Here is a 26,758-nt window from a genome sequence, read left to right on the forward strand (position 1 = left end):
CGGTCACGCTTATCCTTGCATTTTCGACATGTACATGCATAAAATGCAAGAATGTTTGAGCGAAAAATCATGGCCAGTCTGCGCGAAGACCTGGCCAGCACCCCTGCTGTAGCCCTTCTGGGGCCCCGCCAGGCGGGCAAAACCACCGTTGCGCACGAACTGGCCCAGCAGTCCGACAACGTGTACCTTGATCTGGAATCAGAGCTGGATCGCGCCAAACTCGCATCGCCGGAGCTCTACTTGGCAGAGCGTCTGGACAGGCTGGTCGTATTGGATGAAGTGCACCGCGTTCCTGGCCTGTTCCCAGTGCTACGCGGACTGATTGACCGGGCACGGCGCAGCGGCCGACGCAGTGGCCTGTACCTGCTGCTGGGTTCCGCCTCACTCGATCTGCTGCAGCAAGCCGGCGAGAGCCTGGCGGGGCGTATCGCCTACCGCGAGCTGACTCCTTTCAACGTCCAGGAACTGCCAGAGGCCGAGCACACGCGCCTGTGGGTACGGGGCGGATTCCCTGAAAGCTATCTCGCCCGCACCCCTGCCGCCAGCCTGCGCTGGCGGCAAGATTTCATTCGCACCTATGTGGAGCGCGACATCCCACTGTTTGGCGGGCGCGTAGGCTCCGAGGCATTGCGCCGCCTGTGGGGCATGTTGGCCCATCAGCAAGGGGCATTGGTCAACGCCTCGGTGCTGGCACGCAGCCTCGCCCTGGACATGCGCACCGTCAACCGCTACCTGGATCTGCTGGTCGAAATGTTTTTGGTGCGGCGACTGGAACCCTGGCACGCCAACCTGGGCAAACGCCTGACCAAATCGCCCAAACTCTATGTGCGTGACAGCGGCTTGCTGCACGCACTGCTGGGCCTGCCCGACGAAGAGGCGCTGCTGGGCCACCCCGCCGTGGGCGCGAGCTGGGAGGGCTTTGTGCTGGAGAATCTCATCGCCGCCGCAGGAACCAGCGCCAGCGCCCACTTCTACCGCACCAGCGGCGGCGCTGAGGTCGATTTGCTCTTGAACTGGCCCAGCGGCGAATGCTGGGCCATCGAAGTCAAGCGCAGCCTCGCGCCCAAGGTCGAACGCGGTTTCCACAGCGCCTGCGAAGACCTGCAACCCACGCGCAAACTAGTCATCTACCCCGGCGACGAACCCTTCCCCCTGGGCCATGGCGTGCAGGCTATGCCGCTGGCCACGTTGTGCCACGAACTTGCCATGAGGGCCTAGCCATAATCCCGCTACCATGGCACGCATGCTGACCGTACACCACCTCGAAACCTCGCGCTCGCAGCGCGTCCTGTGGCTGCTGGAAGAACTGGGCGTGCCCTATGACCTGCGGCTGTACCGGCGCGACCCGCGCACCAAGCTGGCGCCCGCCTCACTCAAGGCCGTACACCCTCTGGGCAAGTCGCCGGTCATCACCGACGGAGACGACGTGATCGCAGAATCGGGCGCCATCATCGAATACCTGGCGGAACGCTTTGCCTGCGGCGCTCCGGCCGATCTGGCTCACCTGGTGCCCAAGCCCGGCACGCCCGAGCACCGCCAGTGCCGCTTCTGGATGCACTATGCCGAAGGCTCGCTGATGAACTGGCTGGTGATGAAGCTGGTGTTCCTTACCATCCCCACGCAGCCCATGCCCTTTTTTGTGCGGCCCATTGCACGCACGCTGTGCGATCAGGTGCAGAAGAAACTCACCGACCCCAACCTGAGCACCGCCCTGGACTTCATGGAGGGCCACCTCGCGCAGCACGCCTGGTTTGCGGGCGAGCATCTGAGCATGGCGGACTTCCAGATGAGCTTTGCCGTGGAGGCCGCTCTCTCGCGCACCGACGCTGCATCGCACCACCCCCACCTGCTGGCCTACCGCGAGCGCATGCAGCAGCGCCCGGCCTACCAGCGCGCGCTGGCCAAGGGCGGGCCGGTGGTGATGCGGGGCTGAACAGCCCGGCGGGAAGAAAGCCTCTGCGCCGGGGTCGCCGTGCGGAGCGGGTTGTCAGTCCAGCAGCTCGGGGGGCAGCGTGCCGCCGTGGGCGGCAATGCGGCTCATCACTTGCTTGTGCAGCCAGATGTTCCAGGCAGCAGAACCAGGCTCATCGTTGCCAGAGTAGCCCAACTCAGCCGCCAGTTCCTTGCGAGCCGACAGGCTGCTGTCCAGCCCCAGCAACTTGAGCAGGTCCACGATGGAGGTACGCCAGTTCAGCCCCTTGGCTCCGGGCATGGCGTCCAGAATGGGGGCCACTTCCCCCAGCGGGATGGAAGCCGGACCTGCGGGCACGGGGGATGCCGCAGGGGCAGCACCAGACGCTGCAGCAGGCGGCGCCGCCACTATTTCTTCGGCCTTGGCCGAGGGGAAAATCTTGGAAAAAATCTTGGCGAAAAAACCCATGGGGTATTACCTCCTGTAGCAGGGTGGAACAGAACCGGACACGCTGCAGGCCTGCAGGGTGCCCGGTGGGGTTCTATCACACCTCTGTGGCAGGCCTGCCCGACTGGGCCCCCGTGCCGCAGGCATGGCAGAAACGGGCAAAGGCACTCTTGCGCGTGCTGCAATGGCCGCAGCGATCGAACAGACCAATGCCGCAGTGCGGGCAGAAGTCGATCTTGTCGTTTTTCAGGTCCACCAGCCGCTCGCAACCTGGGCACACATTCTTGGCCAGGCGCGCCAGGGCCACGTCGTAGCCCAGCTCCTTGCGGCGCTCCTGGTCGGGCATGGATTCGGCCTGCTTCTGGCGCTCCAGGTAGCGGTTGAGCGCCAGGATGGCGTAGCGCCCCACCAGCACCGTGATGGCTATGCCCACCACATAGCGCACATAGCCGCCATAGCTGGGCAGGTAGGGCACCAGTTCGACGAAGAAGGCGAACAGCGCGAAAAAGATGAAGCCCCAGACAAAGGGCCAGTAGGTGCCCTTGCGCTTCTTCACGAACAGCCAGCCTGCCACCACCAGCAGCGGCAGCGTGAGCGCCAGGCGGTACAGAAAGACGCGCAGCTCCACCTTGCGGCGCTCCACACCCAGCTTCTCATAAGCGCTGGATTCCATGCGGCTGAGCTGCCGCTGCGCGGCCGTGGCGGCCTGGCGGGCATCGAGCAAGGCCTGCTGCTGCACCTCGACCGCCTGCTGCGTGCGCTGTTCGGTCTGCTTCAGCCCATCCAGCACCTTGGTGCGCGCCATTACCTCCGGGTCGTGCTCCACCCGCTGCGTCACGCTGCGCGCGGCCAGCCAGTTGTTGAAGGTCTCGCGCGCCGCCTGGCTTTCGCTGCGCGCCTTGCTGCGCTGCAGTTGCGCTTGCTCCAGCGCGGTCTGCGCATCCTGCTCGGCCTGGCGCTGGTCCCGGATTTGCGCGCGCAGCTTCTCGGCCTCGGCACGGTCCAGAAAGTCATCCACCTGCAGCGGCGTCTCTACCTTGGGCAGGTCGCCCACGATGGTGCCGCCCAGGCCGATCAGGAAACCCGCAAACACCACCGCCACCAGCCACAGGCCGCGACGGAACCATTTTTCAGACAGTCGCAATGCTTTGCTCATGATTCCCCTCTCGTTGATGCACTACCAATTTGATAGCTGATAGCGCTTTACCGTCAAGCGTTAGCGCCCGATTTGATTCAATATTTCACGGAAAACACCACGGGCTTGGATGCCAGTTGCGCCCGCGGCAGCCAGGCCAGCACCGAATCGACGGTGACGGTTTCGATGCGGTCGGCGAAGCGCTGCTCGCCCGGGTGGTCGTCAAACGCGATGTTCGCCGAGCCCATGCGCCCGCCCAGCCGCGTGAGCGCGCCGATCTTCAGCACGCTGGGTTGGTAGCCCTTGAACTGCAGCCAGGCCTGGGCCTGGTCGCGCGTGCGCACGCTGTCGGGCTCCATGGCCAGGGCCAGGGTCTCCAGCGCCCACTGGTTGGACTGCTGGTATTTGCGCCCCCAGGCGTAGCTGACCATGCTGTAGGGCGCGTGCTGCAGCGCGCGAGCGCGCGCGCCATCCTCCAGCACCGGCAGCAGGCGCTGCTGCACCTCGGGCGTGGGCACGGCCCAGACGGCCTCGTAGCGCCACAGGTCGTCGAGGAAGAACTCGCCCAGGCCCTGACGGTACAGGTGGCCCACGGCGCTGCCGCATTCGTTGAGCTTGTGCACCACGTGCCAGGGGCCGGCGTCGGTGCGGTAGGCCCAGCCCAGGTGCGAGTAGCGCAGGCCATACTTGCCCAGGTCCTGCCCGGCGCGGCCCAGCACCACCACACGGGCGCCGCTGCGCGCATGCTCGGCGTCGAGCGCGGCAGCCGTCTGCTGCGCCAGTTGCATGCCGCGCTCGATGAGCTGGGGCGTGGGCTTGCGCGCCTCGCAGGAGCGGCCGGCGTGGGCCGGCGCGGCGGCCAGCAGCAGCGCCGCCAGGGCGAGCGCGGTGAGGGGAACGGTGCTACGTGCCATGGTGGTGCTCCTCAGAGGCGTTCGTTGTGCAGCAGGGCGCGGCCCAGGGCATTGGGCACGAAGGCCAGCACCTCGCCCGCCACCGACAGCACCACGCCGGTGCCGATCACGCTGCAAGTCACTACCGTGCCCACACCGTAAGCGGAGGCCGCCACGCCGCGCCCCGCCACCTCGACGCTGACGCGCGCACCGTCGGAGGCCCGCTCCAGCACATATACCGTGCCCACGGCCGAGGCCTCGATGGACTTCACGGTGAGCACCGCCCCGGCCACCGACAGCGCGGCAGGCAAGGCGACCACCGCGCCGGACGCCGCTGCACCCACCGAGGCCGTGCCCACCACCGAGGCCACGGGCAGCAGCGAGAGTGCGGCCGAGGCCTCGCTCTGGGCACGCGCGGGCGCCGACACCAGGGCGCAGGCCAGGCCCGCCGCCAGCAGCAGGCGGGCCAGGGTTATGTTCAGCAATGCAGTCATGGATCACTCCTTGGGTTTGTACACATCATTCGGCACTGGCGGCGGCGCGGGTGGCCTCGCGGCGGCCCTGCAGACGCGCTTCGAGCAGGTCGGCCTCGTGGCGGTCGCGCAGCATCTTGGCCAGCGTGAAGGCGGTGGTCACCAGGTACAACCAGCTCACACCGAGGAAGGCTTTGTAGGTCACGTTGATGTCCATGCCCAGAAGGCCCCAGCCGGTCAGGCCCATGGCGACGGCAAAGCCACCCCAGACGACCAGCTTCCACAGCGGGGTATCTCCCGCATCGCGCCGACTGCCAGCGTTGTCGCGCACGAACTTGGCCAGCGCGAACACGGTGGAGAGGCAGAAGACATAGCCCATCACCATGAACACCTGCTCCAGTGGCTCGCCCGGCAGCCAGGCCAGACCGACGGCGCAGAGGAACACGGCAATGCCGAAGGAAACCCAGACCTGAAGCTGCCAGGCACGGGTATCACGCTGGACGACGATGGGAGCAGAGGACATGGCGGTCTGGGCACTGGGGCCGTGGTTGAACATGGGCCGCATGGTGCCGGTGCGGCGCTGCGCTGTCCGTGCCTGGATGACAAAGCGCTCCCACTCAACCCTCAAAGTATCGTTTTTCGATACTTTGAGCCCGTATGCCGCACAAAAACCCTGTGTCGGCAGCGGCCGGCGCGTACGCGACACCCGTGCACGACACGCCTCTTTCACAATCGCCGCTTGCGCCCCCTGCGCGCAAACAACCGAGAAAGAGACATGCCATGACCAAACCCTTTGACCTCGTCGTCCACGGCGCCACAGGCTTCACCGGCCGCCTCGTCGTCGAATACCTGCTGCAGCGCTACCCCGCCGGCAGCAGCCTGCGCTGGGCCATGGGCGGGCGCAGCGCCGAAAAGCTCGCCGCCGTACGGGACGAACTCGGCGCCCCGGCCGACACGCCGCTCGTGGTGACCGACACCGGCAACCCCGCCAGCCTGCAGGCGCTGATGGGCTGCACCCGCCTGGTGCTGACCACCGTGGGCCCCTACCAGCTCTACGGCAACGAACTCGTGGCCGCCTGCGCCAAGGCCGGCGTGGACTACGTGGACCTGTGCGGCGAACCCGCCTGGATGCGCCGCATGATCGACGCGCACGAGGCCCAGGCGAAGGCCAGCGGCGCGCGCATCGTGTTCTCGTGCGGCTTCGACTCGATCCCGTTCGACCTGGGCGTGTTCCTGCTGCAAACCGAAATGAAGGCGCGTTTCGGCCAGCCCGCCCACCGCGTGCGCGGCCGGGTGCGCAAGATGAAGGGCACCTTCTCGGGCGGCACGGCCGCGAGCCTCAAGGCCACGCTGGCCGCTGCCGCCAGCGAGCCCGGCGTGCTCGACCTGCTGCGCGACCCGTTCGCGCTCACACCCGGCTTCACCGGCCCGCGCCAGCCCTCGGGCAGCAAGCCCATGGTGGACGAGGCGCTGGGCGCGGACATCTGGGTGGCACCGTTCGTCATGGCGGCCATCAACACGCGCAACGTGCACCGCTCCAACTTCCTGCTGGGCCATGCCTATGGCGCGGACTTTGTGTACGACGAGATGCTGGTCACCGGCCCAGGCGCCAAGGGCGAGGCTTTTGCCAACGCCGTGGCGGCCGACAAATCGCTGGGTTCGGACAGCGGCCCCAAACCTGGCGAAGGACCCTCGCGTGAAGAACGCGAAGCCGGGCACTACGACGTGCTGTTCCTCGGCGAAGATGCCCAGGGCCACCGCCTGCGTGTGGCCGTGACGGGCGACCGCGACCCCGGCTACGGCTCGACCTCCAAGATGATCGCCGAGGCCGCCGTGTGCCTGCTGGAGAACCGCGGCACGCCCGGCGGCATCTGGACCACCGCCCCGGCGCTGGGCCAGGCGCTGATCGATCGGCTGCAGGCGAATGCTGGGCTGACGTTCAGCGTCGAATAAACGCCTCACGCCTGCAGCAGACCGGCCACGCGCGCCTGCAGGGCCTCGGGCTGCGCCTGTGCGGGCGGCACGGGCGCGCCCACGTTCAGCCCCACGCGGTTGAACAGGCCGCGCCGGAACGGGCGCACCATGGCGCCGCCCTGCTCGATGCGGCTGAAGTACGAGCCCCACAGGTTGGTCAGCGCCATGGGGATCACGGGCACGTCCAGGCCGTCGGCACGGGCACGTTCCAGGATCTTGACGATGCCGCCCTTGAAGGGCTGCAACTGCCCGTCGCGGGTGATGCCGCCCTCGGGGAAGATGGCCAGCAGGTCGCCCTCGCGCAGCACCTGGGCGGCACGCTCGAAGGCGGCCTCGTAGGTTTGCGGGTCTTCCTTGTAGGGCGCCACCGGGATGGCCTTGGCCAGCTTGAACAGCCAGCCCAGCACCGGGATGCGGAAGATGCGGTGGTCCATCACAAAGTAGATGGGGCGCGGGCTGGCGGCCATGAGCAGCACGGCATCGACAAAGCTCACATGGTTGCAGGCCAGCACGGCGGAGCCTTGCGCGGGCAGGTACTCATCGCCCTGCACCTTGAAACGGTACACAAAGCGCGAGAGCACCCAGGCCACGAAGCGCAGCAGGTACTCGGGCACGAGCAGGAAGATGTAGAACGCCACCACGGCGTTGGCCAGGCCGGTGAACAGGAAGATCTGCGGCACGGTGAAGCCCGCGCCCAGCAGCGCGCCGGCGATCAGCGAGCTGGCGATCATGAACAGCGCATTGAGGATGTTGTTGGCCGCGATGATGCGCGCGCGGTGCGTGGGCTGGGCGCGCATCTGGATCAGTGCGTACATGGGCACGCTGTACAGGCCCGCGAACAGCGACAGCAGCGCCAGGTCCAGCATCACGCGCCAGTGCGCGCCATGCTCCAGAAAAGCCGCCAGGCCCATGATCTCGGCGGGCGGCAGACTGCGCGAGGCGAAATACAGGTCGATGGAGAACACGCTCATGCCGATCGCGCCCAGCGGCACTAGGCCGATCTCGACATGCCGGCGCGAGAGCACCTCGCACAAGAGCGAGCCGATGCCGATGCCCACCGAGAACACCACCAGCAGCAGCGAAGCCACCTGCTCGTTACCGTGCAGCACCTCCTTGGCGAGGCTGGGGAACTGGCTCAGGAACACGGCGCCGAAGAACCACATCCAGCTGATGCCCAGCAGTGAGCGGAACACCACGATGTTCTGGTGCGCCAGCTTGAGGTTGCGCCAGGTCTCGCTCACCGGGTTCCAGTTGACCTTGAGCCCCGGATCGGTGGCGGGCAGCGAGGGAATGAACTCGGCCAGCACCCGCCCCACGATGGCTGCGCCCACGCAGGCAAAGCCCACATGGTGCGCGCCGATCTCGGGCACGGCGATGATCAGCCCGCCCGCCACGTTGCCCAGCAGGATGGCCACGAAGGTGCCCATCTCCACCATGCCGTTGCCGCCGGTCAGCTCGCGCTCGTTGAGCACCTGCGGCAGGTAGGCGAACTTGACCGGCCCGAACAGCGTGGAATGCAGCCCCATGAGGAAGGTGCAGCCCAGCAGCACCGGCACGTTGTGCGAGAAAAAGCCCCAGGCGGCCAGCGCCATGATGGCCATCTCCAGGCGCTTGACGAAGCGGATCAGCACCTTCTTGTCGTACTTGTCGGCCAGCTGCCCGCTGGTGGCCGAGAACAGCAGGAAGGGCAGGATGAACAGCGCGCCGATCACCAGCCCGGCCATGGCGGGCTGCAGCCAGGCCACGTTGATCTGGTAGGTCACCATGACCGTGAAGGCGAACTTGAACAGGTTGTCGTTCGCGGCGCCGGAGAACTGCGTCCAGAAAAAGGGCGCGAAGCGCCGCTGGCGCAGCAGGGCGAACTGGTTCGGATCCTCATGGCCGCTGCCATGGGCTTGGGGTGCGGGTGTGCTCATGCGTCTCTCCGTGCTTCTGGGCTTCTTCTTGGCTTCTTGTTGTGGCGGGCGGGGCGCTGTCAGTGCAGGCTGCAGGCGACACGCGGGCATGGGGCGCCATTGTGCCCGCCGACCATGGCCGGAGCATGACCCCTGGCCGTAACCGAATGCAACGCGCGCAGCACCGGCCAGGCCGCCCCGGCAGCCGCCAGGTGCTTGAGGCTGTGGCCTGCCACCCACTGGCCTGTGGCTTCGTACACGGCGTGGTCGGACAGCTCCAGCAGCTTGGCCGCGCCGTACCAGGCGATCACTGCCCCCAGGGGCACCACCCATGCGCCCGCACGCTGCGGCAGGCAGGCCAGGGCCAGCACCAGCAGCATGCCGCCCAGTTGCACCACGGCCCAGGGCAGCAGGTTGCCGGTATGGGCCCACCACAGCACGGCCAGCGGCCCGGCGGCCAGCACCACCAGCGCGGTGGTGCCCCCAGCACGGGCGCTCACCCGCTGGGCTGCAGCCAGCCCCAGCATGCCGGCAAACGCCACCGTCATGCCCAGGCGGTCCCACAACAGCCCGGCATCGTCGGGCTGCCAGTGGTACCACGACGAACCTGCCGCCGTCAGCACCAGACCCATGCAGAACAAGCGGGCCGTGGCACGCGTGGCGCCATCCAGCACCCCCGACCGCACACGGCCCAGGAGCACCAGCCCCCAGGCACCCGCCAAGGCAAACGGCAGGTTGCTCAGCACATCCAGCGCGCAAGGGATGCCCCACAGCGTGCGCTGATCGGCAAAGGCATGCTGGTGCGGGCTGGCATGCAGCACCGGCCCCCACAGGGCCAGAGCCAGAAACACCAGCCCGGCGCACAGCAGGCCGACTTCGGCGGGGGACAGACGGCGCCGGTGTGCGGCGGGAAGAACGGTGGGGGTGCGCATGGGGCCCTCCTGGTCAAGTGGTTGCGATGGGCGCAGTCTCCTGGTCGAAGCCAGCCGCACGGCCCAAAAGTTGCCACAGACGCCACCAGACCCACCATCGGTATCCATTTTTGATACCGATGCTGCGACGTCCGCGACCCGAACCCGCGCACCGCTGGGCGTCGCTTGATATGGGTCAAGGCAACGCGGCCCCGGAAATCCGTACAGTCTCCCCATGCACACCTTCCGAAATCTCCGCCGCCTCGGCCCGCTGGCTTTGCTGCTGGCCGCCTTCGCCTCCCAAGCGCAAACCCTCTCCTGCCCGACACAGGAACAAATGCGCCAGGTCAACGCCTGCCCCACCGAGGGACAGTTGCTCGCCAGCTTCCACGGCTTCTGCGGCGACGACAGCAAGGCCTACCAGGGCCAGACCGGCCCGTGCGCCGACTACGAAGTATTTCGCCGCATGAAGAACACCGCGCTGTGGGAATCTGCCGATGGCGCCTTCGACGGCTACCTGTCGTGCGAGGCCCCCGCCCCGGTCATCGCGAAATCAAGCCTGACGGCGATGCGCGTGACCAAGAAAGGCTCCATCACCGCCGTGGTCTGCCACTACGGCCCGGAGGTGCAGCTCACGCACCGCACGCGCAAGGCCTGCACCGTGCCGGCCTCGTGCGCCAGCGATCCGGCCCAGTGCCAGGCCGTGTGCGAATGAAAGGCTGACGAAGCCGGCGGCGGGTCTCCATAATCGGTGCCCATGAGCACCACCGCCGACCTCGTCACGGCCCTGAAGAAGGAACTCAAGGCCGCCCAGATGACCTATGCCGACCTGGCGCAGCAGCTCGGCATGGCCGAGTCCAGCGTCAAGCGCATGCTGGCCAAGGGCGACATGCCGCTGTCGCGCATCGACGCGATCTGCCGCGCCCTGGCGCTGGACTTCGCCGACCTGGCGCGGCGCGTGGCCGACAACCAGCCGCTGCTCCAGGAACTGACCCAGGAGCAGGAAAAGGCCGTGGTCAGCGACAAGAAGCTGCTGCTGGTGGCCATCTCGGTACTCAGCCAGTGGACGCTGGAGCAGATCGTGGCCACCTACCGCCTGAGCGAGGCCGAGGGCATCAAGTACCTCGCGCAGCTCGACCGCATCGGCATCATCGAGCTGCGGCCGCTGAACCGCTACCGCCTCAAGCTGGCCAAGACCTTCCGCTGGCGAGCGCACGGCCCGGTGATGAACTACTTCCGCGAGCACGCGCTGCTCGACTACTTCGCGGGCGGCTTCGACGGCCCCGGTGAAGGCGTGTTGCTGGTACACGGCAGCATCAGCCGCGCCCTGGCGCCCGCCTTCATGGAACGCATGCAGCGCGTGGCCCAGGACTTTGCCCAGCAGCACCTGGCCGACCAGCGCCTGCCGCAGGCCGAGCGCGAGGGCTACACCCTGCTGCTGGCCCTGCGCAGCTGGGAATTCGAGGCCTTTGCCCACATGCGGCGCTGAGCGCTCCTGCGGCGCCAATTACTCATTTTTTGATAGCACATGGCGCTTGTTTGACGAGCGCCAGGGGCAAAAACACCTCCATATTCTGCGCGCCCTGGCCGCGTACTCGCGTCGGCCAGGCACTGCTTGACACCACAAACAGAAATTACTATTCTTTAAATACAGAAATTAGCAATTTAAAGAATAGCGACATGAAAACCACCCGCCAACAGCAAGACGCCACGCGCCGCCAGATCGTGGCCAGCGCGGTGGATCTGATGACCCGCCAGGGCTTCGACGGCACGACGATGAAGGACATCGCACGCGCCGCCGGCATTGGCGACGCCACCATCTACAAGTACTTTCCCACCAAGGACCGCATCGTGCTGGGCTACCTTGACGCGGTGATCCAGCAAGCGCTGGCCGACACCCTGCAGACGCCCTGCTTCACCGATTACCAGTTGCAGGAGAAGCTCCAGCGCCTGACGGACGCTGTGCTCGAAGGTCTGCTGCCCGACCGCGAGTTCGTGACCCAAGTGCGCGCGCTGGCCCGGCGCTCCCCCTTGACCCTGCTGGCCGAGCCCCTGGCGGCGCGACAGGCCCTGCGCGAGGCCGTGACCAGCTTCCTGGATGCGGCCGAGGCGGCGGGCGAGATCGAACCCTGCGATTTCAAGGGCATGGCAGGCGGGCTCTACACCGACTACCTTGCCGGAGTGGTGAGCTATTGGCTGGCCGACACCTCCGACGAGTTCGCCGACACTGCACAGTTGGTGGACCTGTCGCTGGGCGTGCTGGTGCAGACCCTGCGCAGCGGCCTCATCAACCGCGTGCTGCAACTCGGCGGCTTCGTGCTGCGCAGCCAGATGGCGCGCCTGGCCCAGCACGGCAGCGGCTTGCTGGGCATGCTGCACATGGCGCAGCAGGCCATGGGCAGCCCCCCCCGCACAGCCACGGCTCCCGCCGCACCGCCCCAGGCCACCACCACCCGTGCGCCGCGCAAGTCGCGCGCCACGGCCGGGACTGCCGCCCCTGCCACCCCGCGCAAAAAGAAGGCCGCATGACATCCCCCGCCACCGTGAAATCCATCGCCATCCCACCCGGCACGGCCATCCACGCCGCCATGCCCGGCGCGCAGTTCTTCGACGCCTACGAGGTGGCCGACCCCCATCCCGCCCGCACGGCACTCCAGACCTGGCTGGACGTGGTGGCCCGCACGCCGCGCTGGACGCAGCAGCTCATGGCCCTGCGCAACCGGCTGGTGCGCCTGGTGGGCCTGAAAGACCTGGGCCAGCTGCACGACGCGCACCCGCCCGCCAGCGGGCGCGCCCCGGGCGACTACCGCGTGGGCGACCGCGTGGGCATCTTCCTCATCCGCCACCTGAACGACACCGAGGTGGTGCTGGGGCAGGACGACAAACACCTGGACGTGCAGGTGTCGCTGAGCAAGCACCGCCCGGGCGATGCGCCCGCCACGCTCGCGGTCAGCACCGTGGTGCACATCCACAACGCGCTGGGGCAGGCCTACATGGCGGTCGTCACGCCCTTCCATCGCCGCATCGTGCGGGCCATGCTGCAGCGGCTGGCAGACCATGGACAGCGCTGACGCGCCGCGCACCAGCCGGCTGGCGCGCGGCGCCATCACGGGCGTGGCGGCGGCACGCATTGGCGCCGCCCGCCTGGGCCAGCGCCTGCGCACGCCGTCGCCCCAGGCGCAGGCCGAGCACGAGGCCGCCGTGGGCCGCATCCTCTTTGGTGCGCTGGGGCAGTTGCGCGGCACGGCGCTCAAGGTGTCGCAGTTGCTGAGCATGCACCCCACGCTGCTGCCCGAGGGTGTGCGCCACGAGCTGGCACGCGCCCAGCACCAGGCGCTGCCGCTCAACCGCGCCCTGGTGGGTCGGGTGTTCCGCCAGGCCTTCGGGCAGGAGCCCGAGGCGCTGTTCGCGCAGTTCGAGCCCACTGCCTTCGCCGCCGCCAGCCTGGGCCAGGTGCACCGCGCACAGTTGCCTGGCGAGGGCCTGGTGGCCGTGAAGGTGCAGTACCCCGGCATCGCCGCCACCATCGCCAGCGACATGCAACTGGCGCGCGCGGCACTGCGTGCACTGGCCCACACCGATCTGCCGTTGCCCACCGATCCGGTGATGGACAGCGTGATGGACGAGATCGAGGCCACGCTGCTGCGCGAGGTGGACTACCTGCAGGAGGCCGAGCAACTGCAATGGTTCGCCGAACATGCCGCGCTGCCCGGCGTGGCGATGGCGCGGCCCCTCCTGTCGCACACCAGGGCCCAGGTGCTCACGCAGCAGTACCTGCCGGGGCTGCACCTGGACGCCTGGCTGGCCACGCAGCCGCAGCAGGCGCTGCGCGACCGGGCCGGCCAGCACCTGTGGGACTGGTTCATGCACTGCATCTTCGGGCTCGGCCGGGTGCATGCCGACCCGCACCCCGGCAACTTCCTGTTCGCCGCCGATGGCACGGTGGGCGTGCTCGACTTCGGCTGCACGCGGGAGCTCTCGGAAGGCTTTCGGACACAGATGACACGCGCCTGGTCGGCGCTGCTGCGCCCCGCCGCCGACCCGCAGCGTGACGCCCTGGTGCTGCAGGCCTACCAGGCGCTGGGGCTGGCCGGGCCCGACCTGGCACTGGCAACCTACAGCGCCGAGCTGGCCCCGGCCTTGGCCGACATGCAGGCCTGGCAGCTGGAGCCCTTCACCCAGGCCGTCTTCGATTTCAGCACCAAGCAGCCGCCCCCCATCACGCCCCCGGAGCACCAGCGCGTGCTGGGGCGCCATCTGGCGCAGGTGCCGGGCGAGATGCCCGCGTTCGATCGCATGTGGATGGGCCTGATGCACCTGCTCACCCGGCTCGGGGCACGGGTGCACACCCGCGCCGCTGGTATTCCTGAAACCGCCATTGAAAGCTCCTTGCCATGAACAACCCGCTCCTCCTGGCAGCCGCAGGCCTCGCCCTGGTCGGCCTGATCCATTCCGTGCTTGGCGAAGTCCTGGTCTTTCGCACGCTGCGCACACACGGGCTTGTTCCCACGGCCGGGTACCCGGTTTTGCGCGAGCGGCAGGTGCGCATCCTGTGGGCTTCCTGGCATCTGGTGACCGTGCTGGGCTGGGCCCTGAGCGCACTGCTCTGGCGCCTGGGGAGCGGCCCCTGGGAGCAGGATCTTGCGGCATGGGTCGCCCACACCACTACGCTCGCCCTTCCGGCCTGCGCGCTGCTGGTGGGCTTCGCCACCAAGGGCAGGCACCCGGCCTGGTGTGCCTTGCTGGTGGTCAGTGCCCTGGTGGGCTGGCGCTGACGCTGTGTGCGAAATATCACGGCAACGCCGCCCAATAGCGTTTCGGGAAACATGCCTACACAACTCTTCGCCGGACAGCTACATTGGCTTTACGCAATTCCCGCACGATAGAGCTTCCGGTTCCGCAAGGAATCACTTGTGAGGAGACCCCCATGGCACGCACCACCCTCGCCGCGGCATCCATCGCCCTGCTGGCGCTTTGCGCATTCACGGCCCCCGCGCAGGCCCGCACCACGGCCACCATCGTCATCCAGACGGCCCCGCCGCCACCGCGCTACGAGGTAATGCCGCCCCCCCGACGCAACATGGTCTGGGTGCCCGGCCACTGGGAGTGGCGCGGCCACCATCATGTGTGGGTAGAAGGCTATTGGATCAAGGCACGCCCCGGCTACCGCTACCGTGCGCCCGAGTGGGTGGAACGCGGCGGCCAGTGGCACATGCAACCGGGCGGCTGGGATCGCGACCATGACGGCATCCCCAACCGCTACGACCCGACGCCCGATGGCCGCCCCATGCCCCACCGCCCCTACGCGGACCGTGACCGCGACGGTGTACCCGACCATCGGGATCGGGACCGTGATGGCGACGGTATTTCCAACCGCCATGACCCGACGCCCGATGGCCGAGGCCGCCCCCGCGGTGACAGGGATCGCGATGGCGTGCCGAACCGCTATGACCGCGACCGCGATGGCGACGGCATCTCCAACCGCCACGACCCGACACCCGACGGCCGGGGCCGAGGCCATCCCCGTGGCGACCGGGACCGCGATGGCGTGCCCAACCGCTACGATCGGCAGCCGGGCAATCCCTACCGCAACTGACGCCTTGCGCGACGCGCGCGGCCGATGCCCCATAAGCATCTGTTGTGATGCATTAGCCAGCACGCGCGCCTAGAATGGCCCATGCAGGAGAGCAGGCGGCCCATGCCGCCTCACCGAAGGCGCAAACTCCCATACACGCTCAGGTTCCGTACTGCACCATCATCAAAGCCGTCTGGAGAGCCGCCACAGCCGTGGCGCACCGAAGGAGCAAGCCCCGTGCCGCGTTGGCACGGCGTGAATCTCTCAGGTAACAAGGACAGGGGGAGCGGCAGCTTGGCAGACGCGCCAACTGCACGCTATCAAAAATATAGCTGCTCGCGCACGCCTGACAAGCGCCAGAACCTTAAAAGGCTCTCAAAATGCGCGTGATCGTCCTCGGCGCCGGCTTGCTCGGCGTGACCTCGGCCTACTACCTCCAGCAACAGGGTCACGAAGTGACCGTCATCGACCGCCAGGCCACGCCGGGCGCGGAAACCAGTTTCGCCAACGGCGGCCAGATCTCGGTCAGCCACGCCGAGCCCTGGGCCAACCCGAGCGCACCGCTCAAGGTGCTGCAGTGGCTGGGCCAGGAGGACGCACCTCTGCTGTTCCGCCTGCGTGCCGATATGCGCCAGTGGCTCTGGGGGCTGTCCTTCCTGCGCAACTGCACGCCCGAGCGCACGCGCCACAACATCCGGCAGATCGTCAGCCTGGGCACCTACAGCCGCAGCGCGCTGCAGCAGTTGCGCCGCGACACCGGCATCCAGTACGACCAGCGCACGCAGGGCATCCTGCATTTCTATACCGACCCCAAGGAATTCGACGGCGCGCTCGGCCCGGCCGAACAGATGCGCCAGCTGGGCTGCGAGCGCCAGGTCATCAGCGCCGACGAGGCGGTGCGCATCGAACCTGCGCTGCGCCACATCCGCCCGCAACTGGCGGGGGCCACCTACACGGCCGAGGACGAATCGGGCGATGCCAACCTGTTCGTGCGCGAGCTGGCCAAGCTCTGCAAGCAGGCCGGCGTGCGTTTCCAGATGGGCGCGCACATCACGGCGCTGCGCACGGCGGGCGGCGAAATCGACCATGTGGAGCTGACCAACGCCGAGGGGCGCTTTGAGCGCATGCGCGGCGACGCCTATGTGCTCGCCATGGGCTCGTTCAGCCCGCTGTTGGCCCAGCCGCTGGGCATCCGCCTGCCCATCTACCCGGCCAAGGGCTATTCGGTCACGCTGCCGGTGAAGGATGCGCGCCTGGCGCACCAGGTGAGCCTGACGGACGACGAGTACAAGCTGGTGTTCTCGCGCTACACCAGCGCACAAGGCGACCGCCTGCGCATTGCCGGCACGGCCGAACTCAACGGTTACGACCGCAACCTGAACCAGGTACGCTGCGAGGCCATCGTGCGCCGCGTCGAGCAGCTCTTCCCCGGCGCGGGCGATACCACGCGGGCCGAGTTCTGGACCGGCCTGCGCCCTGCCACGCCCAGCAATGTGCCACTGATCGGCCGCACCCAGCTGCCCAACCTGTTCCTCAACACCGGGCACGGCACGCTGGGCTGGACGCATTCCTGCGGCTCGGGCAAGGCGCTGGCCGACATCGTGAGCGGTCGCGTGCCCGAGGTGGATTTCGCCTTCACCGGCATGCCGCAAACGCCCCAGCCCCGGTTGCTGCCTGCGGTCTGATCCCGCAGCGCCGCACGCCGCCGTTCAGCCACTCACCCCATGGTCGTGGCTGCGGCGGAAGGCAGGCGCAGTTGGGTGCGCAAGAAGCGTTCGCACTCCGCGGCGGGCAGCGGGCGACTGCAGAGGTAGCCCTGGATTTCATCGCAGCCCTGCGCCTGCAGGAAACGCCGCTGGTCCTCGGTCTCCACGCCTTCGGCAATCGTTTGCAGCCCCAGGCTGGACGCCATGTGGATGATGGCGCTGACCAGGGCCTTGTCCTCGGCATCGACGCTGATGTCGCGCACGAAAGACTGGTCGATCTTGAGCTTGTACACCTGGAAGCGCTTGAGGTAGCTCAGCGACGAATACCCCGTGCCGAAGTCGTCGATGGACATGCGCACGCCGCGCGCATGCAGGTCAGCCATGATCTCCACGGCGCGCTCGGGATCGTCGCTGGCCACGCCCTCGGTCAGCTCCAGCTCCAGGCAGGCCGGATCGACCCCCGCCTCGCTCAGCACCTGGCTGACCAGGCCGGGCAGATCCGGGTGCCTGAACTGCACGGCAGAAATGTTGACGGACATGGTCAGCGCAGGCAGGCCGGCATCCCGCCAGCGCGCCACTTGCGCCACGGCCGTGCGCAGCACCCATTCGCCGACAGGAACGATCAGCCCGGTTTTTTCGGCGAGGGGAATGAACTCGGCCGGAGACACCATGCCCCATTCGGGGTGCTCCCAGCGGATCAGGGCCTCGGCGCCGACGATGCGGTCATCGCTCAGGCGGCGCTGGGGCTGGTAGTGCAGCAGCAGTTGCCCACGTTCCAGCGCACGGCGCAATGCGCCTTCCAACTGCAAGGTGCGAGCTGCCTGTGCCTGCATATCGGGGGAATAGAAGTGGTAGGCGTTGCGCCCTTCCTGCTTGGCACGGTACATGGCCACGTCGGCATGCTGCGAGAGGGTTTCCAGGTCTTCGCCGTCCTCGGGATACATGGCAATGCCCAGCGACGGCGTCACCATGAGCTCATGGCCGCGCACCACCAAGGGCGCCGCCACCGCCTCGAGCAGCTTGCCAGCCAGATGGGCGGCGCCGTCCTTGTCGGTACCCGGAAGCACCAGCACAAACTCATCGCCCCCCATGCGGGCCACGGTGTCCTGTTCACGCACCTGTTCATGCATGCGCCGCGCCACAGCCACCAGGAGTTCATCGCCCACGCCGTGCCCCAGCGAATCGTTGATGTGCTTGAAATGGTCCAGATCCATGAACAGCACCGCCAACGGCTCGCTGGCGCGCTGGGCCATGCTGACATCGTGCGCAAAGCGGTCGGCCAGCAGGGCGCGGTTGGGCAACCCGGTGAGCAGGTCGAAATGCGCCATCCAGCGGATGCGCTGCTCGTCGGCCTTGCGTTGGCTCACGTCCGAGAAAATGCCGATGTAATGCGTAGTCTGCCCCTCGGCGTCCTGGATGCGGCTGACGGTGAGCCACTGGGGATACACCTCGCCGTTCTTGCGCCGATTCCAGATTTCGCCCTGCCACAGGCCGTGTGCCTGGATGTGGCGCCACATCTCGCTGTAAAAACCGCCGTCATGCCTGCCCGAGGCCAATACCCGGGGGTTGCGCCCGGCGACCTCCGCCAGTGAGTAGCCCGTGATGGCGGTGAACGCCGGGTTGGTGAGCAGGATTTTTTGGTGCGCATCCGTCACCGTGATGCCGTCGTTGCTGTGCGAGAAGACCTCGGCGGCCAGGCGCTGCTGGGCCTCGAAGGCCTTGCGCTGCAACCCACTGCCCAGAAAATGGCATACGCGATCGATCAGCGTGCGGTCATGCTCACGCAACGCTGCCTTGGGCTTGCTGAATACGTCCAACACGCCCAACACCACACCATTGTCCGAACGTATGGGCAGTGCCGTGCAGTGGGTCCAGCCACTGGCGAAGGCCACCGAGTGCAAGGCGCCGCGCAGCGCGGGGTTGGTCAGTTCGGGCGGCTCCTCGACGCCCGCAGCCCACTCCACCGCACCCCAGGCATCGGAGCCGGGCCGCAACGCCAGGGCACTGCGGGCATCCTCGAGCATGCCGCCCATGGCAGCCGTGCGCGGCGCCCAGACGCCAGATTGTTGCTCCAGCAGCCAGACCGTGGCACGGGCGCCAGGCAGATCGGACTCCAGCTTTGCGAGCAACCGCGTCACGATGCGACCCACATCCCGTTCGTTGGCGATCAGCTCCAGCGCATAGGCGCGCAAGGCTTCCAAGCGGCGGGTCTGGTGCTGCAAGGTCAGATCCATGACCGTGCCGGTCACCCGCACCGCCTTGCCTTGCGCGTCGCGCGTGACATAGCCGCGCGCGAGGACAGGCACATGGTGACCATTTTTGTGTTGCAAGCGCAACTCTTGCACTACCACCGTGGCGTCCGAGTGGCGCAATTCCTCGTGCAGCTTGAGCAACACCGACACATCGGACCGATGGACATGCGACTTCCACTGCACAGGGCCCGAGGGCATGTCCGCCATGCCATAGCCCAGCATGTGCCATCCCTGGGCCGAGAACTCCAGCCGCTGCCGAGACAGATCCCAGTCCCATGGCGCATCGGTTGATCCCTTGAGCACCAGTTCCAGTTGCTGCTGCGATTGCCGCAGCTTGTTTTCGGCATGTTTGCGCTGGCGCTCGTTGGCAAAGTACCCCAGGGCAAAGTCAACGTCCGCCGCCATGGCGAGGAGCAAGCGCTTGGCCTCGTCATCAAAGGCCTGTCCAGGCTCTGCCACCAGGACAAACACCGCATCCACCGCCCCATCGCAGTGCAAGGCGATGGCCACTGTGGGGGCCGAGCCAGACAATCCGTCGATCCAAACCGCTCTGTCTTCGCGCAATGCCGTGCGCGCCGTGCCCTGGCCGGGCAGGTCCTGCCCACGCACGCCACTGGTGGCCAGCGCCACCATTTCTCCCGTGTCTCGGGAGTACCTGCCAATCCACGCGGACTGCATCCCTCCCAGGCACACAGCCGCCTCACAGACGTGAGCGAACAATACGGACTCATCCGGACTCTGCACGATCGCTTGATTGCAAGCGCTCAGCGTTGCATACAGGCGTTTCTGGCGTTGGATGCGCGCCTCGGAACGCACCCTGGAAGTGATGTCCTGTATCACCACCACGCACTGCGCACTGTCGCCCTCCTGTGCCGCCGTCAGCCGCCTGATCTGCAGGTTGACCCAGGCGCTGGATCCATCACCCCTTTTGATGCTGCGATCCACCGCATACGCACTCTGGCGCCCCTGGATGACCCGCGCAAGGCCGCGCAGGTCCCGCAGTTTGTCTTTCTCGGACACCAGTGACGCCCACGTCATGGTTCGCATGCGCTCAAAGGTCAGGCCCACAATGTCCACAAACTGCTGGTTGATGCGCCCCCACTCGCGCTTGTCCAGATCAATGGTCGCAATGCCTACGAAGGGCAAGGAAAAAAACTGCTCCATCAGCCGGTCTGTACGCTGGCGCTGCACCCATTCACGCCATTGGTGCGTCTGACGGATGTGCCTCCAGAACAATGCCAGCACCACGCCCAATGCCAGCATGGCCAGCGTGATCACACCTGCCACCCACCATGCCAGCACATGCACTGGTGCAAGCACCTCCTCCCTGTCGATCTTGGCCACCACGCGCCAATCGGTGCCGGCCACGCCACGGTACGCGGCAACGACAGGAACATCGCGGTGGTCCCGGCCGATCACCTGCCCCGGAACGTCGGAGCGCAGGGCCACGGCCGCCGGGAGATCCTTGCGTGATACCGGAAACCGGAGCTTCATGGCTGTACCGCTGCGGTGGCGCAGTTCGTTCATGAACACCGCCTGATCACCATCGCGAACCACCAACAGCGTCTCACCGCTGGGGCTGGAGGTGGGCCAGGTCTGGATCACGGGGAACAGGAAGCGCTGCGGCGAAATGCTCAATCTCACCCAGGACAAGAGCCTGGGCTCTGCCGCTGACAGCTGGTACACCGGGACCAACCACTGCAACAAGGCGCCGCCACCCCCGGCCTCCTGCATGGACAGGCGAACCACGCTACCGCCCCAGCGCTGGTCTTGTGGCAGTCCCTCGACCCGGCCTGGCAAATCCCATGCCTCTACGATGGATGTCACCACCTCCCCCTGGGGCGTGATGAGCTCGATCTGGTCATAGTCGAAGGCTGACCTCAAGAGCGAAAACCGCTCCAGAATGGCCTGCTGCGCCTCATGCCCGGTCGCCGGATGCTCAATCAACCGCGCGACTTCCACCGCGAAATGTGCGTCGGCGGCCAGCAATTCGGCGTTCTTCTGGCGCTCCCCCAGCCAGTTCTCGATCTGATCGGTCTTGAGCCGTGCGATGGCCGCCAGGTTGGCGAAGGCATCCTTCTCGGCCATGGGCCCCTGGATACGCACCACCAGCCACCCCGTCAACGGCAGCACCATCGCCACCGCCAACAGCAGCGCAATGAAAGGGCGGGAGGAACCCTGCGGCGGCGTCGCCACATCCTGAACCGAGCCCGCCCCAGAACGATGCGTCATTGAAGCAAAGGCATCGCGGTACGCCTGTCGGTGGTCACTCCAAGGGGCTGTGCATCGCCCTTTGCTTCACCGAGCCTGAAAACATCCACCTCGGCGACCAGCTCCTGCGCCTGCGTCTTGAGGCTGTCCGCAGCCGAAGCCATTTCTTCCACCAGGGCAGCGTTTTGCTGGGTCACCTGATCCAGCTGGGTCACGGCTTCGCCCACTTGCGAGACTCCCAGGCTTTGCTCGTGGCTCGCTGCGCTGATCTGGCTCATCAGATCCGTCACGCGCTGGATGGCACTCACCACCTCGTTCATGGTGGCACCGGCCTCGTCCGCCTGTGCGGTACCTTGCTCCACACGCTCGACGCTGGCCGTGATGAGCTGCTTGATTTCCTTGGCCGCTTCGGCAGAACGTTGCGCCAGGCTGCGCACCTCTCCCGCCACCACCGCAAATCCGCGGCCTTGTTCGCCCGCCCTTGCGGCTTCGACCGCTGCATTGAGCGCCAGGATGTTGGTCTGGAAGGCAATGCTATCGATCACCTGGATGATGTCGGCGATCTTGCGCGAACTCTCGTTGATACCCTTCATGGTTTCCACGACCTGCGCCACCACATCGCCGCCCTTGGTCGCCACCGTACTGGCGCTGTGGGCGAGGTTGTTCGCCTGGCGCGCGTTGTCTGCGTTCTGCTGAACCGTAGAGTTGAGCTGCTCCATGGATGCAGCCGTTTGTTCCAGGGCGCTGGCCTGGCTTTCGGTGCGTGCAGCGAGGTCATGGTTGCCCGTGGCAATCTGGGCGCTCGCCGTGGCAACCTGGTGCGAACCAGCGCGCACCTGATACACCAGCGCCGCCAGGCGCTCCTGCATGTCCGAGAGCGACCGCGTGAGCACACTCACTTCATTGCTCCCCTGGGCCACCTCCACACGTGTGGCCAGGTTTCCAGCAGCAACGGCCTGCGCCAGAACCACGGCCTGACGCACAGGCTGGGTAATGCTGCGCACGAACATCAGCGCCAGCAAGAACGCCACCCCGATGCCAACCACCAGCAACGCACACATGCCATACGCCAAACGACTGGCCTGCGCAGCACGCTCCTGGAGCACCCGCGCAAGTTGCCCCACCGCATCGGTATTGAAGGCATACAAGCCGTCAATGGACTTGGTGAAGGTGTCAAAGTACACCTCCGGCGAGATGCCTGCCTGCTGCGCCTCGATCACTTCTTTCTGCGCCAGCATCAGTGTCGCTGCAGTCACCTCACGCTGCTGCCTGGCTGGCGCTTCCAAAGCATTGCGCATGGCTGCATCCGAGCCCAAGGCCTTGCCGAGGTTGCGGTTCCAATCGTCACTGAATTGCTTGGCCTGTCTGGCAAGGGACTCCAGCGCAGCGCGGCCCTGCGGGGAAATCTCGCCCTGGCTCAGCATACTGGTTCCCCTCGCGCGCATCTGGCCCATCATTTCGGTCAGCATCATGGCGTCCACGAGGCTGGAACGGGACAGCATGTGGGTGGAGAGGTTCTGATCGAGCGAAAGACCAAACTCATCCATCAATGCATCCGAGAATGCGAAATGTCCCGTGATGAACTCCGTGTGCAATCGGGTGCTCTCCAGCGCCGTCAACTGGCGCCCGGCAACACTGGGCTCCAACACCGCCCAGACCTGCCGACGCTGCGCCCACAAAGCCTGCAACGATGCACTGGCCTGGATGGACTTCAACAGGCCATCCACTCGCTCCATGGTTTGCCCCAGGGAAGCACCCACCCCCGGACGGCGCTGTGCCAGCGCCTCGTTGCCGCTCAGCATGCCGGCCGACAACCCCCGGTGGATCTGACTGAACTGGATCACCCGGTTCACCTCCACCATCGCCTTGCCACCCTCCAGTTGGCGCTGGGCCAGTGCCACATCGGCAAAGGCACGCTGCAAATACAGGGCGGTGGGCAGAGCCACCATCAACAAGGCCAGCAGACCCAGGATCAGGAACTTCTGGGCCAAGCCCAGTCGGTGCAGAAAGGAGGACATGGTCGGCACTGTAAAGAGATACACAATTTGAAACAATTCCCCCGCGCTGGTAGCAAGACTACCTAAAAACAGGTAGTGCACCACCCAAATTTCACTGGATGAAATTCGGTGGAGACTCACGCCACTAGCTGATGCCGCGCTCGTGGTTGATCACGTAGCGTGTCAGCTCTGCGACACTGTGCAGGTTGAGCTTGCGCATGATGTTGCGGCGGTGCACATCCACGGTGGAGGATGCAATGTGGAGCACTTCTGCAATCTGGTTGGAGGTACAGCCTTCGGCCACCAGTTTGAGCACCTGCCGTTCACGCACGCCCAAGCGCACAGAACCAGGCGCACCACCAGACTGGGCCACGGCAGCCCCTGTCACCACGGCGGCTACGTCCGGACACAGGTAACTGCGCCCCTGCAGAACCGCGCGGATGGCTCGCAACAACTCCTCACTCGCCTCGGCCTTGGTGACATACGCCATCGCTCCGGCCTGCAGCATGTCCAGCACATACTGCCGATCGGAGTAGGCCGAGAGCGCCACCACCTTGACCAGGGGCAGCGCCGTCAATAGGCTGCGTGTGACCTCGGCACCATTCATGCCCGGCATGCTGATATCCATGCAGACGATCTGCGCTCCCGTGCGGCGGGCTTGTTCCACCACCTCCAGGCCATTGCCCACCTGCCCAGCCACTTCGAGGTCAGACTGCGAATCCAGCAGATGGCACAACGCCTCTCGGAACAGCTGGTGATCATCGGCCAAGAGAATCCGTGTTTTCATGGGTATCGCCTGGGGGTTGGCGCGGGCATCAGATTTCAACACAGATGCGCGTCCCTTGGCCGGGAGCACTCTCCAGGCTGAACCGCCCACCCGCAAACTCAGTGGTTTCGCGCATGTTGATGAGGCCCAGACCTGCGGTGCGTCGCTCACGCATGACCTGCTCCACATCAAACCCTACCCCATCGTCAGCGATGCAAATCCGCAGCGGCCGATCCTGCAATTGCAGCTGCACGGTGATGCTCCGGGCATGGGCGTGCTTGGCTGCATTGGTCAGCGCTTCCTGGACGACACGGAACAGCGCCAATTCCAGGTCCGGAGCCAAGCGCACTTCTGCATGCTCGCACAGCACCTGCACCTGCACACCCGTACGGCGAGCAAACGGCTCGGCATAGCTGCGCACCACGGCCAGCAAGCCTCCCCGGTCCAGCACGGGGGGGTGCAACTCGGCACAGATCTCACGCACACTGAGCGTGGTGTCTTCGATGAGTGCGCGCATGTCCTCCAGGCGTTCCTCGTACTCCGGTGCACTGCGCTGCTGCGGCGGTGCCTGGCTCAGCATGTCCAGGTTGATGCGCAGGGCCGCGAGATTGGGGCTGGTGCGGTCGTGCAGTTCGCGCGAAAAGCGCCTGCGCGCTTCTTCCTGCGACTGCACCAGCCTGCGCGAGAGCTCTTCGATGTGCAGGGACATGCGCAGGCGTTCCTGCTCCTGGCGCTTGGCATCGGTGATGTTGCGCCCCACGCCCCGATAGCCGACAAACCGCCCTTGCGCATCCCAGACTGGTGTCCCGCTTACCGCACCCCAATGCACGTGACCGCGAGGATCCTGGTGTGCAACCACAAGGTCCCGAAACGGCATCCGCGCCTGGAGCACGGCCTGGTGTGCACGCCAGTCCTCCGGGGTCATGTTGAGTGTCGATAGCTCCCAGCCCGTCTTGCCCAGAAACGCCTGTTCGGACATCCCCATGTTTTGCTCAATCCCGCCTTCCAGGCGAACAAACCGGTACTGTGCATCCTGCTCCCAGTACCAATCGGCGGAGAGGCTCGCGAGCGTACGAAATCGCTCTTCGCTCCCAGCCAGATGGGTCAGGAACCGTTCGCGGCTGTCCAGCATCCGATTGAACTCCACCGCCACCGCCTGCAACTCGCGCGGGCCGACCTCCAGCATCACGCGGGCCTGGGTCTGCCCTGCAGACACTTTCGCAGCCGCCGAGTGCAGCGCATCGATCGGTCGCACAATGCGCTGACTGATGCGCCAGACCAGCAACAGCGCGAGTACCACCAAACCCAGCGCCGACATCGCCCCCCAGCGGAAGGAGCGATCCGCCTCGGCAAACACTTCGGCGGTAGGCACTCCCGCCAGCACCCTCCATCCCGCCAGCGGCACATCGGCCACGGCAAAAAGCCGCTCCACGCCATCGGCACTCAGTACTTGGGACGCATCTGCCTGGTCGTCACCGACCATGGCCCGCAAGGCATCGGGCAAAGGCAGGCCCATCCAAAAGCTTGCATCCTTGGAGCGCAACAACATGCGTCCCTGCGCGTCAGACACCGCCACCAGGGCATTGCTGGGTACGGCGGCCAGCAAGCGCTCGCCCAGAACTTCCAAATCGATCGACAGGCTCACGAGTCCCGCCACCTCCCCCTGCACATTGCGCACCGGATGGAACAAGACCACCACCCATCGACCTGACAAAGGCCCCACCGAGACCCCCCCCACGGTCATGCCCTCGGCGGTGCGCGCCTGAACGTAGCCAGGCACCAGCGCCAATTGTTCGGGCGTGATCTTGCTGTCCAAAAATGAACAATCGTTGCCTCCCTTCAGGTCTTGCACCACCAAATTGGTGAACCCAGGGTACAGGCGCACGAACTCCGCAATCAACGGATCGCATGCACGAGCGTCCAACGCCCGTACTGAAGGACGCAGCCCAATGCGTTGCAACACCGCTTCATAGTCGCGCAGCACCAGGTTCAGATTCTGCGCGGTTTGCTGCGCCAGGATGCGCACCTGATCGTTGGCGCGCTCCCTGGCTTCCAGGCGCTCCAGGTAGATCTGGCGAAAAAGCAGCCCCAGCAACGGCAGCATGGCTGCACCCAGCAGCCACAGGAGCTGTGTCCGTACAGACTGACGATAGAGGCTCCACAACGGCATGCACACTCCATGGATGCGGCGCGATGGCAGGACCATCGGCAAACCCCTTGCCGATGCGTTGCAATGCCCACTGCCGCCCTGAGCGCCGCAGTGTATGTCGTGTCAGCGCGCAGCGCCGCTGGAGTGCGCCACAAACGCAGCCAGCGCGCGCATGTCCTGCTCGGTGAGTTGCCCTTCAAACGAAGGCATCACACCCAAGCCTTCGCGCACGGCGCGCAGCACGCGGTCAGCGTCGGGCTGCAGCTCATCCAGGTTCGGCCCCACCTGACCGCTGGAAGCGGCTGCCTTGAGGGTGTGGCACAAGGCGCAGGCGGGCTGGACGGTGGAAAACAACGCCTTGCCGCGCGCCAGCACCTGCGGATCGGCGGCGTTTGCAGGGCCCGCAAGCCCCAGCAGCAAAGTCCCCAGCACGCCAGCGCCGCGAACCCACCCGAGCACAGG

Annotated in this window: 23 protein-coding genes and 1 riboswitch; of the genes, 11 read left to right on the forward strand and 12 right to left on the reverse strand. The window is 66.4% G+C overall.

The annotated features are described in order from the left end of the window. Positions 1-51: 51 nt before the first annotated feature. Together MJ602_RS08255 and MJ602_RS08260 are read left to right on the forward strand one after the other, a co-directional pair. Entirely contained in the window at positions 52-1,218 is a 1,167-nt protein-coding gene (locus MJ602_RS08255; RefSeq protein ID WP_243020323.1) for an ATP-binding protein, read from the forward strand. A gap of 25 nt (positions 1,219-1,243) precedes the next feature. Beyond that, positions 1,244-1,933: a glutathione S-transferase family protein gene (locus MJ602_RS08260; RefSeq protein WP_243020440.1), complete on the forward strand. Its 690-nt coding sequence runs from the start codon at positions 1,244-1,246 to the stop codon at positions 1,931-1,933. 54 nt (positions 1,934-1,987) lie between these two features. On the opposite strand, the gene MJ602_RS08265 is transcribed toward MJ602_RS08260, so the two are convergent. From MJ602_RS08265 to MJ602_RS08285, 5 genes are all read right to left on the reverse strand, one after another. Then, the gene (locus MJ602_RS08265) at positions 1,988-2,380 is read right to left on the reverse strand and encodes a DUF3597 domain-containing protein (RefSeq protein ID WP_162015089.1); all 393 of its coding nucleotides are present in this window, start codon (positions 2,378-2,380) and stop codon (positions 1,988-1,990) included. Positions 2,381-2,456: 76 nt separating this feature from the next. Next, positions 2,457-3,515 (reverse strand): zinc ribbon domain-containing protein, encoded by a 1,059-nt coding sequence (locus MJ602_RS08270; RefSeq protein WP_243020324.1) that lies wholly within the window; start codon positions 3,513-3,515, stop codon positions 2,457-2,459. A gap of 77 nt (positions 3,516-3,592) precedes the next feature. After that, the gene (locus MJ602_RS08275) at positions 3,593-4,408 is read right to left on the reverse strand and encodes a DUF2145 domain-containing protein (RefSeq protein WP_243020325.1); all 816 of its coding nucleotides are present in this window, start codon (positions 4,406-4,408) and stop codon (positions 3,593-3,595) included. An 11-nt stretch (positions 4,409-4,419) separates the two neighbouring features. Further along, positions 4,420-4,881 (reverse strand): hypothetical protein, encoded by a 462-nt coding sequence (locus tag MJ602_RS08280; protein WP_243020326.1) that lies wholly within the window; start codon positions 4,879-4,881, stop codon positions 4,420-4,422. 25 nt (positions 4,882-4,906) lie between these two features. Then, a complete protein-coding gene (locus MJ602_RS08285; protein ID WP_162015085.1) occupies positions 4,907-5,383 on the reverse strand; it encodes a YiaA/YiaB family inner membrane protein in 477 nt (158 codons plus the stop codon). A 257-nt stretch (positions 5,384-5,640) separates the two neighbouring features. On the opposite strand from MJ602_RS08285, the gene MJ602_RS08290 reads away from it, so the two are divergent. Further along, the gene (locus MJ602_RS08290; protein WP_243020327.1) at positions 5,641-6,813 is read left to right on the forward strand and encodes a saccharopine dehydrogenase family protein; all 1,173 of its coding nucleotides are present in this window, start codon (positions 5,641-5,643) and stop codon (positions 6,811-6,813) included. A gap of 5 nt (positions 6,814-6,818) precedes the next feature. Here the strand turns inward: MJ602_RS08290 and MJ602_RS08295 are convergent, their stop codons facing one another. Both MJ602_RS08295 and MJ602_RS08300 read right to left on the reverse strand, forming a co-directional pair. After that, the gene (locus MJ602_RS08295; RefSeq protein ID WP_243020328.1) at positions 6,819-8,750 is read right to left on the reverse strand and encodes an MFS transporter; all 1,932 of its coding nucleotides are present in this window, start codon (positions 8,748-8,750) and stop codon (positions 6,819-6,821) included. A 59-nt stretch (positions 8,751-8,809) separates the two neighbouring features. Then, positions 8,810-9,661, reverse strand: a complete 852-nt coding sequence (locus tag MJ602_RS08300; protein WP_243020329.1) for a hypothetical protein — start codon at positions 9,659-9,661, stop codon at positions 8,810-8,812. A 214-nt stretch (positions 9,662-9,875) separates the two neighbouring features. Here MJ602_RS08300 and MJ602_RS08305 point away from each other — a divergent pair, with 214 nt between their 5' ends. The 8 genes from MJ602_RS08305 to MJ602_RS08340 all read left to right on the forward strand — a co-directional run bounded on the left by MJ602_RS08305 (position 9,876) and on the right by MJ602_RS08340 (position 16,900). Continuing rightward, positions 9,876-10,355 carry a hypothetical protein gene (locus MJ602_RS08305; RefSeq protein ID WP_243020330.1) on the forward strand — a complete coding sequence of 160 codons (480 nt, stop codon included), beginning with the start codon at positions 9,876-9,878 and terminating at the stop codon, positions 10,353-10,355. 42 nt (positions 10,356-10,397) lie between these two features. Beyond that, positions 10,398-11,129 (forward strand): helix-turn-helix domain-containing protein, encoded by a 732-nt coding sequence (locus MJ602_RS08310; protein WP_243020331.1) that lies wholly within the window; start codon positions 10,398-10,400, stop codon positions 11,127-11,129. A gap of 191 nt (positions 11,130-11,320) precedes the next feature. After that, complete coding sequence (locus MJ602_RS08315) at positions 11,321-12,169, forward strand: TetR/AcrR family transcriptional regulator (protein WP_243020332.1); 849 nt, start codon at positions 11,321-11,323, stop codon at positions 12,167-12,169. Continuing rightward, the gene (locus MJ602_RS08320) at positions 12,166-12,711 is read left to right on the forward strand and encodes a DUF2867 domain-containing protein (RefSeq protein WP_243020333.1); all 546 of its coding nucleotides are present in this window, start codon (positions 12,166-12,168) and stop codon (positions 12,709-12,711) included. Before MJ602_RS08315 ends, MJ602_RS08320 begins: the two co-directional genes overlap by 4 nt. Further along, positions 12,698-14,038 carry an ABC1 kinase family protein gene (locus tag MJ602_RS08325; RefSeq protein WP_243020334.1) on the forward strand — a complete coding sequence of 447 codons (1,341 nt, stop codon included), beginning with the start codon at positions 12,698-12,700 and terminating at the stop codon, positions 14,036-14,038. The genes MJ602_RS08320 and MJ602_RS08325 overlap by 14 nt, the downstream gene beginning before the upstream one ends. After that, entirely contained in the window at positions 14,035-14,415 is a 381-nt protein-coding gene (locus MJ602_RS08330; RefSeq protein WP_243020335.1) for a hypothetical protein, read from the forward strand. Before MJ602_RS08325 ends, MJ602_RS08330 begins: the two co-directional genes overlap by 4 nt. Before the next feature lie 152 nt (positions 14,416-14,567). Next, positions 14,568-15,236 carry a YXWGXW repeat-containing protein gene (locus MJ602_RS08335; protein WP_243020336.1) on the forward strand — a complete coding sequence of 223 codons (669 nt, stop codon included), beginning with the start codon at positions 14,568-14,570 and terminating at the stop codon, positions 15,234-15,236. Between the two features lie 162 nt (positions 15,237-15,398). Next, a riboswitch (glycine riboswitch) is annotated at positions 15,399-15,506 on the forward strand. 89 nt (positions 15,507-15,595) lie between these two features. Beyond that, entirely contained in the window at positions 15,596-16,900 is a 1,305-nt protein-coding gene (locus MJ602_RS08340) for a D-amino acid dehydrogenase (RefSeq protein WP_162015074.1), read from the forward strand. A 32-nt stretch (positions 16,901-16,932) separates the two neighbouring features. Here MJ602_RS08340 and MJ602_RS08345 read toward each other — a convergent pair whose 3' ends face one another. From MJ602_RS08345 to sorU, 5 genes are all read right to left on the reverse strand, one after another. Continuing rightward, the gene (locus MJ602_RS08345) at positions 16,933-21,405 is read right to left on the reverse strand and encodes an EAL domain-containing protein (protein WP_243020337.1); all 4,473 of its coding nucleotides are present in this window, start codon (positions 21,403-21,405) and stop codon (positions 16,933-16,935) included. After that, positions 21,402-23,402, reverse strand: a complete 2,001-nt coding sequence (locus tag MJ602_RS16735) for a methyl-accepting chemotaxis protein (RefSeq protein WP_279236004.1) — start codon at positions 23,400-23,402, stop codon at positions 21,402-21,404. Before MJ602_RS16735 ends, MJ602_RS08345 begins: the two co-directional genes overlap by 4 nt. Positions 23,403-23,526: 124 nt before the next feature. Beyond that, complete coding sequence (locus MJ602_RS08355; protein ID WP_243020338.1) at positions 23,527-24,168, reverse strand: response regulator; 642 nt, start codon at positions 24,166-24,168, stop codon at positions 23,527-23,529. A 28-nt stretch (positions 24,169-24,196) separates the two neighbouring features. After that, the gene (locus MJ602_RS08360; RefSeq protein ID WP_243020339.1) at positions 24,197-26,317 is read right to left on the reverse strand and encodes a sensor histidine kinase; all 2,121 of its coding nucleotides are present in this window, start codon (positions 26,315-26,317) and stop codon (positions 24,197-24,199) included. 102 nt (positions 26,318-26,419) lie between these two features. Then, the gene (sorU, locus tag MJ602_RS08365; RefSeq protein WP_242455263.1) at positions 26,420-26,755 is read right to left on the reverse strand and encodes a SorU family sulfite dehydrogenase c-type cytochrome subunit; all 336 of its coding nucleotides are present in this window, start codon (positions 26,753-26,755) and stop codon (positions 26,420-26,422) included. Between the last annotated feature and the right edge of the window lie 3 nt (positions 26,756-26,758).

Origin of the sequence: Simplicispira sedimenti (genome assembly GCF_022760965.1) — a bacterium.
GTDB lineage: Bacteria > Pseudomonadota > Gammaproteobacteria > Burkholderiales > Burkholderiaceae_C > Simplicispira > Simplicispira sedimenti.

What these genes read in the sequence shown, in the direction of transcription:
- MJ602_RS08255 (WP_243020323.1), top strand. Translation starts at nt 52, where the DNA reads ATGTTTGAGCGAAAAATCATGGCCAGTCTGCGCGAAGACCTGGCCAGC.
- MJ602_RS08260 (WP_243020440.1), top strand. Translation starts at nt 1,244, where the DNA reads ATGCTGACCGTACACCACCTCGAAACCTCGCGCTCGCAGCGCGTCCTG.
- MJ602_RS08265 (WP_162015089.1), bottom strand. Translation starts at nt 2,380, where the DNA reads ATGGGTTTTTTCGCCAAGATTTTTTCCAAGATTTTCCCCTCGGCCAAG.
- MJ602_RS08270 (WP_243020324.1), bottom strand. Translation starts at nt 3,515, where the DNA reads ATGAGCAAAGCATTGCGACTGTCTGAAAAATGGTTCCGTCGCGGCCTG.
- MJ602_RS08275 (WP_243020325.1), bottom strand. Translation starts at nt 4,408, where the DNA reads ATGGCACGTAGCACCGTTCCCCTCACCGCGCTCGCCCTGGCGGCGCTG.
- MJ602_RS08280 (WP_243020326.1), bottom strand. Translation starts at nt 4,881, where the DNA reads ATGACTGCATTGCTGAACATAACCCTGGCCCGCCTGCTGCTGGCGGCG.
- MJ602_RS08285 (WP_162015085.1), bottom strand. Translation starts at nt 5,383, where the DNA reads ATGTCCTCTGCTCCCATCGTCGTCCAGCGTGATACCCGTGCCTGGCAG.
- MJ602_RS08290 (WP_243020327.1), top strand. Translation starts at nt 5,641, where the DNA reads ATGACCAAACCCTTTGACCTCGTCGTCCACGGCGCCACAGGCTTCACC.
- MJ602_RS08295 (WP_243020328.1), bottom strand. Translation starts at nt 8,750, where the DNA reads ATGAGCACACCCGCACCCCAAGCCCATGGCAGCGGCCATGAGGATCCG.
- MJ602_RS08300 (WP_243020329.1), bottom strand. Translation starts at nt 9,661, where the DNA reads ATGCGCACCCCCACCGTTCTTCCCGCCGCACACCGGCGCCGTCTGTCC.
- MJ602_RS08305 (WP_243020330.1), top strand. Translation starts at nt 9,876, where the DNA reads ATGCACACCTTCCGAAATCTCCGCCGCCTCGGCCCGCTGGCTTTGCTG.
- MJ602_RS08310 (WP_243020331.1), top strand. Translation starts at nt 10,398, where the DNA reads ATGAGCACCACCGCCGACCTCGTCACGGCCCTGAAGAAGGAACTCAAG.
- MJ602_RS08315 (WP_243020332.1), top strand. Translation starts at nt 11,321, where the DNA reads ATGAAAACCACCCGCCAACAGCAAGACGCCACGCGCCGCCAGATCGTG.
- MJ602_RS08320 (WP_243020333.1), top strand. Translation starts at nt 12,166, where the DNA reads ATGACATCCCCCGCCACCGTGAAATCCATCGCCATCCCACCCGGCACG.
- MJ602_RS08325 (WP_243020334.1), top strand. Translation starts at nt 12,698, where the DNA reads ATGGACAGCGCTGACGCGCCGCGCACCAGCCGGCTGGCGCGCGGCGCC.
- MJ602_RS08330 (WP_243020335.1), top strand. Translation starts at nt 14,035, where the DNA reads ATGAACAACCCGCTCCTCCTGGCAGCCGCAGGCCTCGCCCTGGTCGGC.
- MJ602_RS08335 (WP_243020336.1), top strand. Translation starts at nt 14,568, where the DNA reads ATGGCACGCACCACCCTCGCCGCGGCATCCATCGCCCTGCTGGCGCTT.
- MJ602_RS08340 (WP_162015074.1), top strand. Translation starts at nt 15,596, where the DNA reads ATGCGCGTGATCGTCCTCGGCGCCGGCTTGCTCGGCGTGACCTCGGCC.
- MJ602_RS08345 (WP_243020337.1), bottom strand. Translation starts at nt 21,405, where the DNA reads ATGACGCATCGTTCTGGGGCGGGCTCGGTTCAGGATGTGGCGACGCCG.
- MJ602_RS16735 (WP_279236004.1), bottom strand. Translation starts at nt 23,402, where the DNA reads ATGTCCTCCTTTCTGCACCGACTGGGCTTGGCCCAGAAGTTCCTGATC.
- MJ602_RS08355 (WP_243020338.1), bottom strand. Translation starts at nt 24,168, where the DNA reads ATGAAAACACGGATTCTCTTGGCCGATGATCACCAGCTGTTCCGAGAG.
- MJ602_RS08360 (WP_243020339.1), bottom strand. Translation starts at nt 26,317, where the DNA reads ATGCCGTTGTGGAGCCTCTATCGTCAGTCTGTACGGACACAGCTCCTG.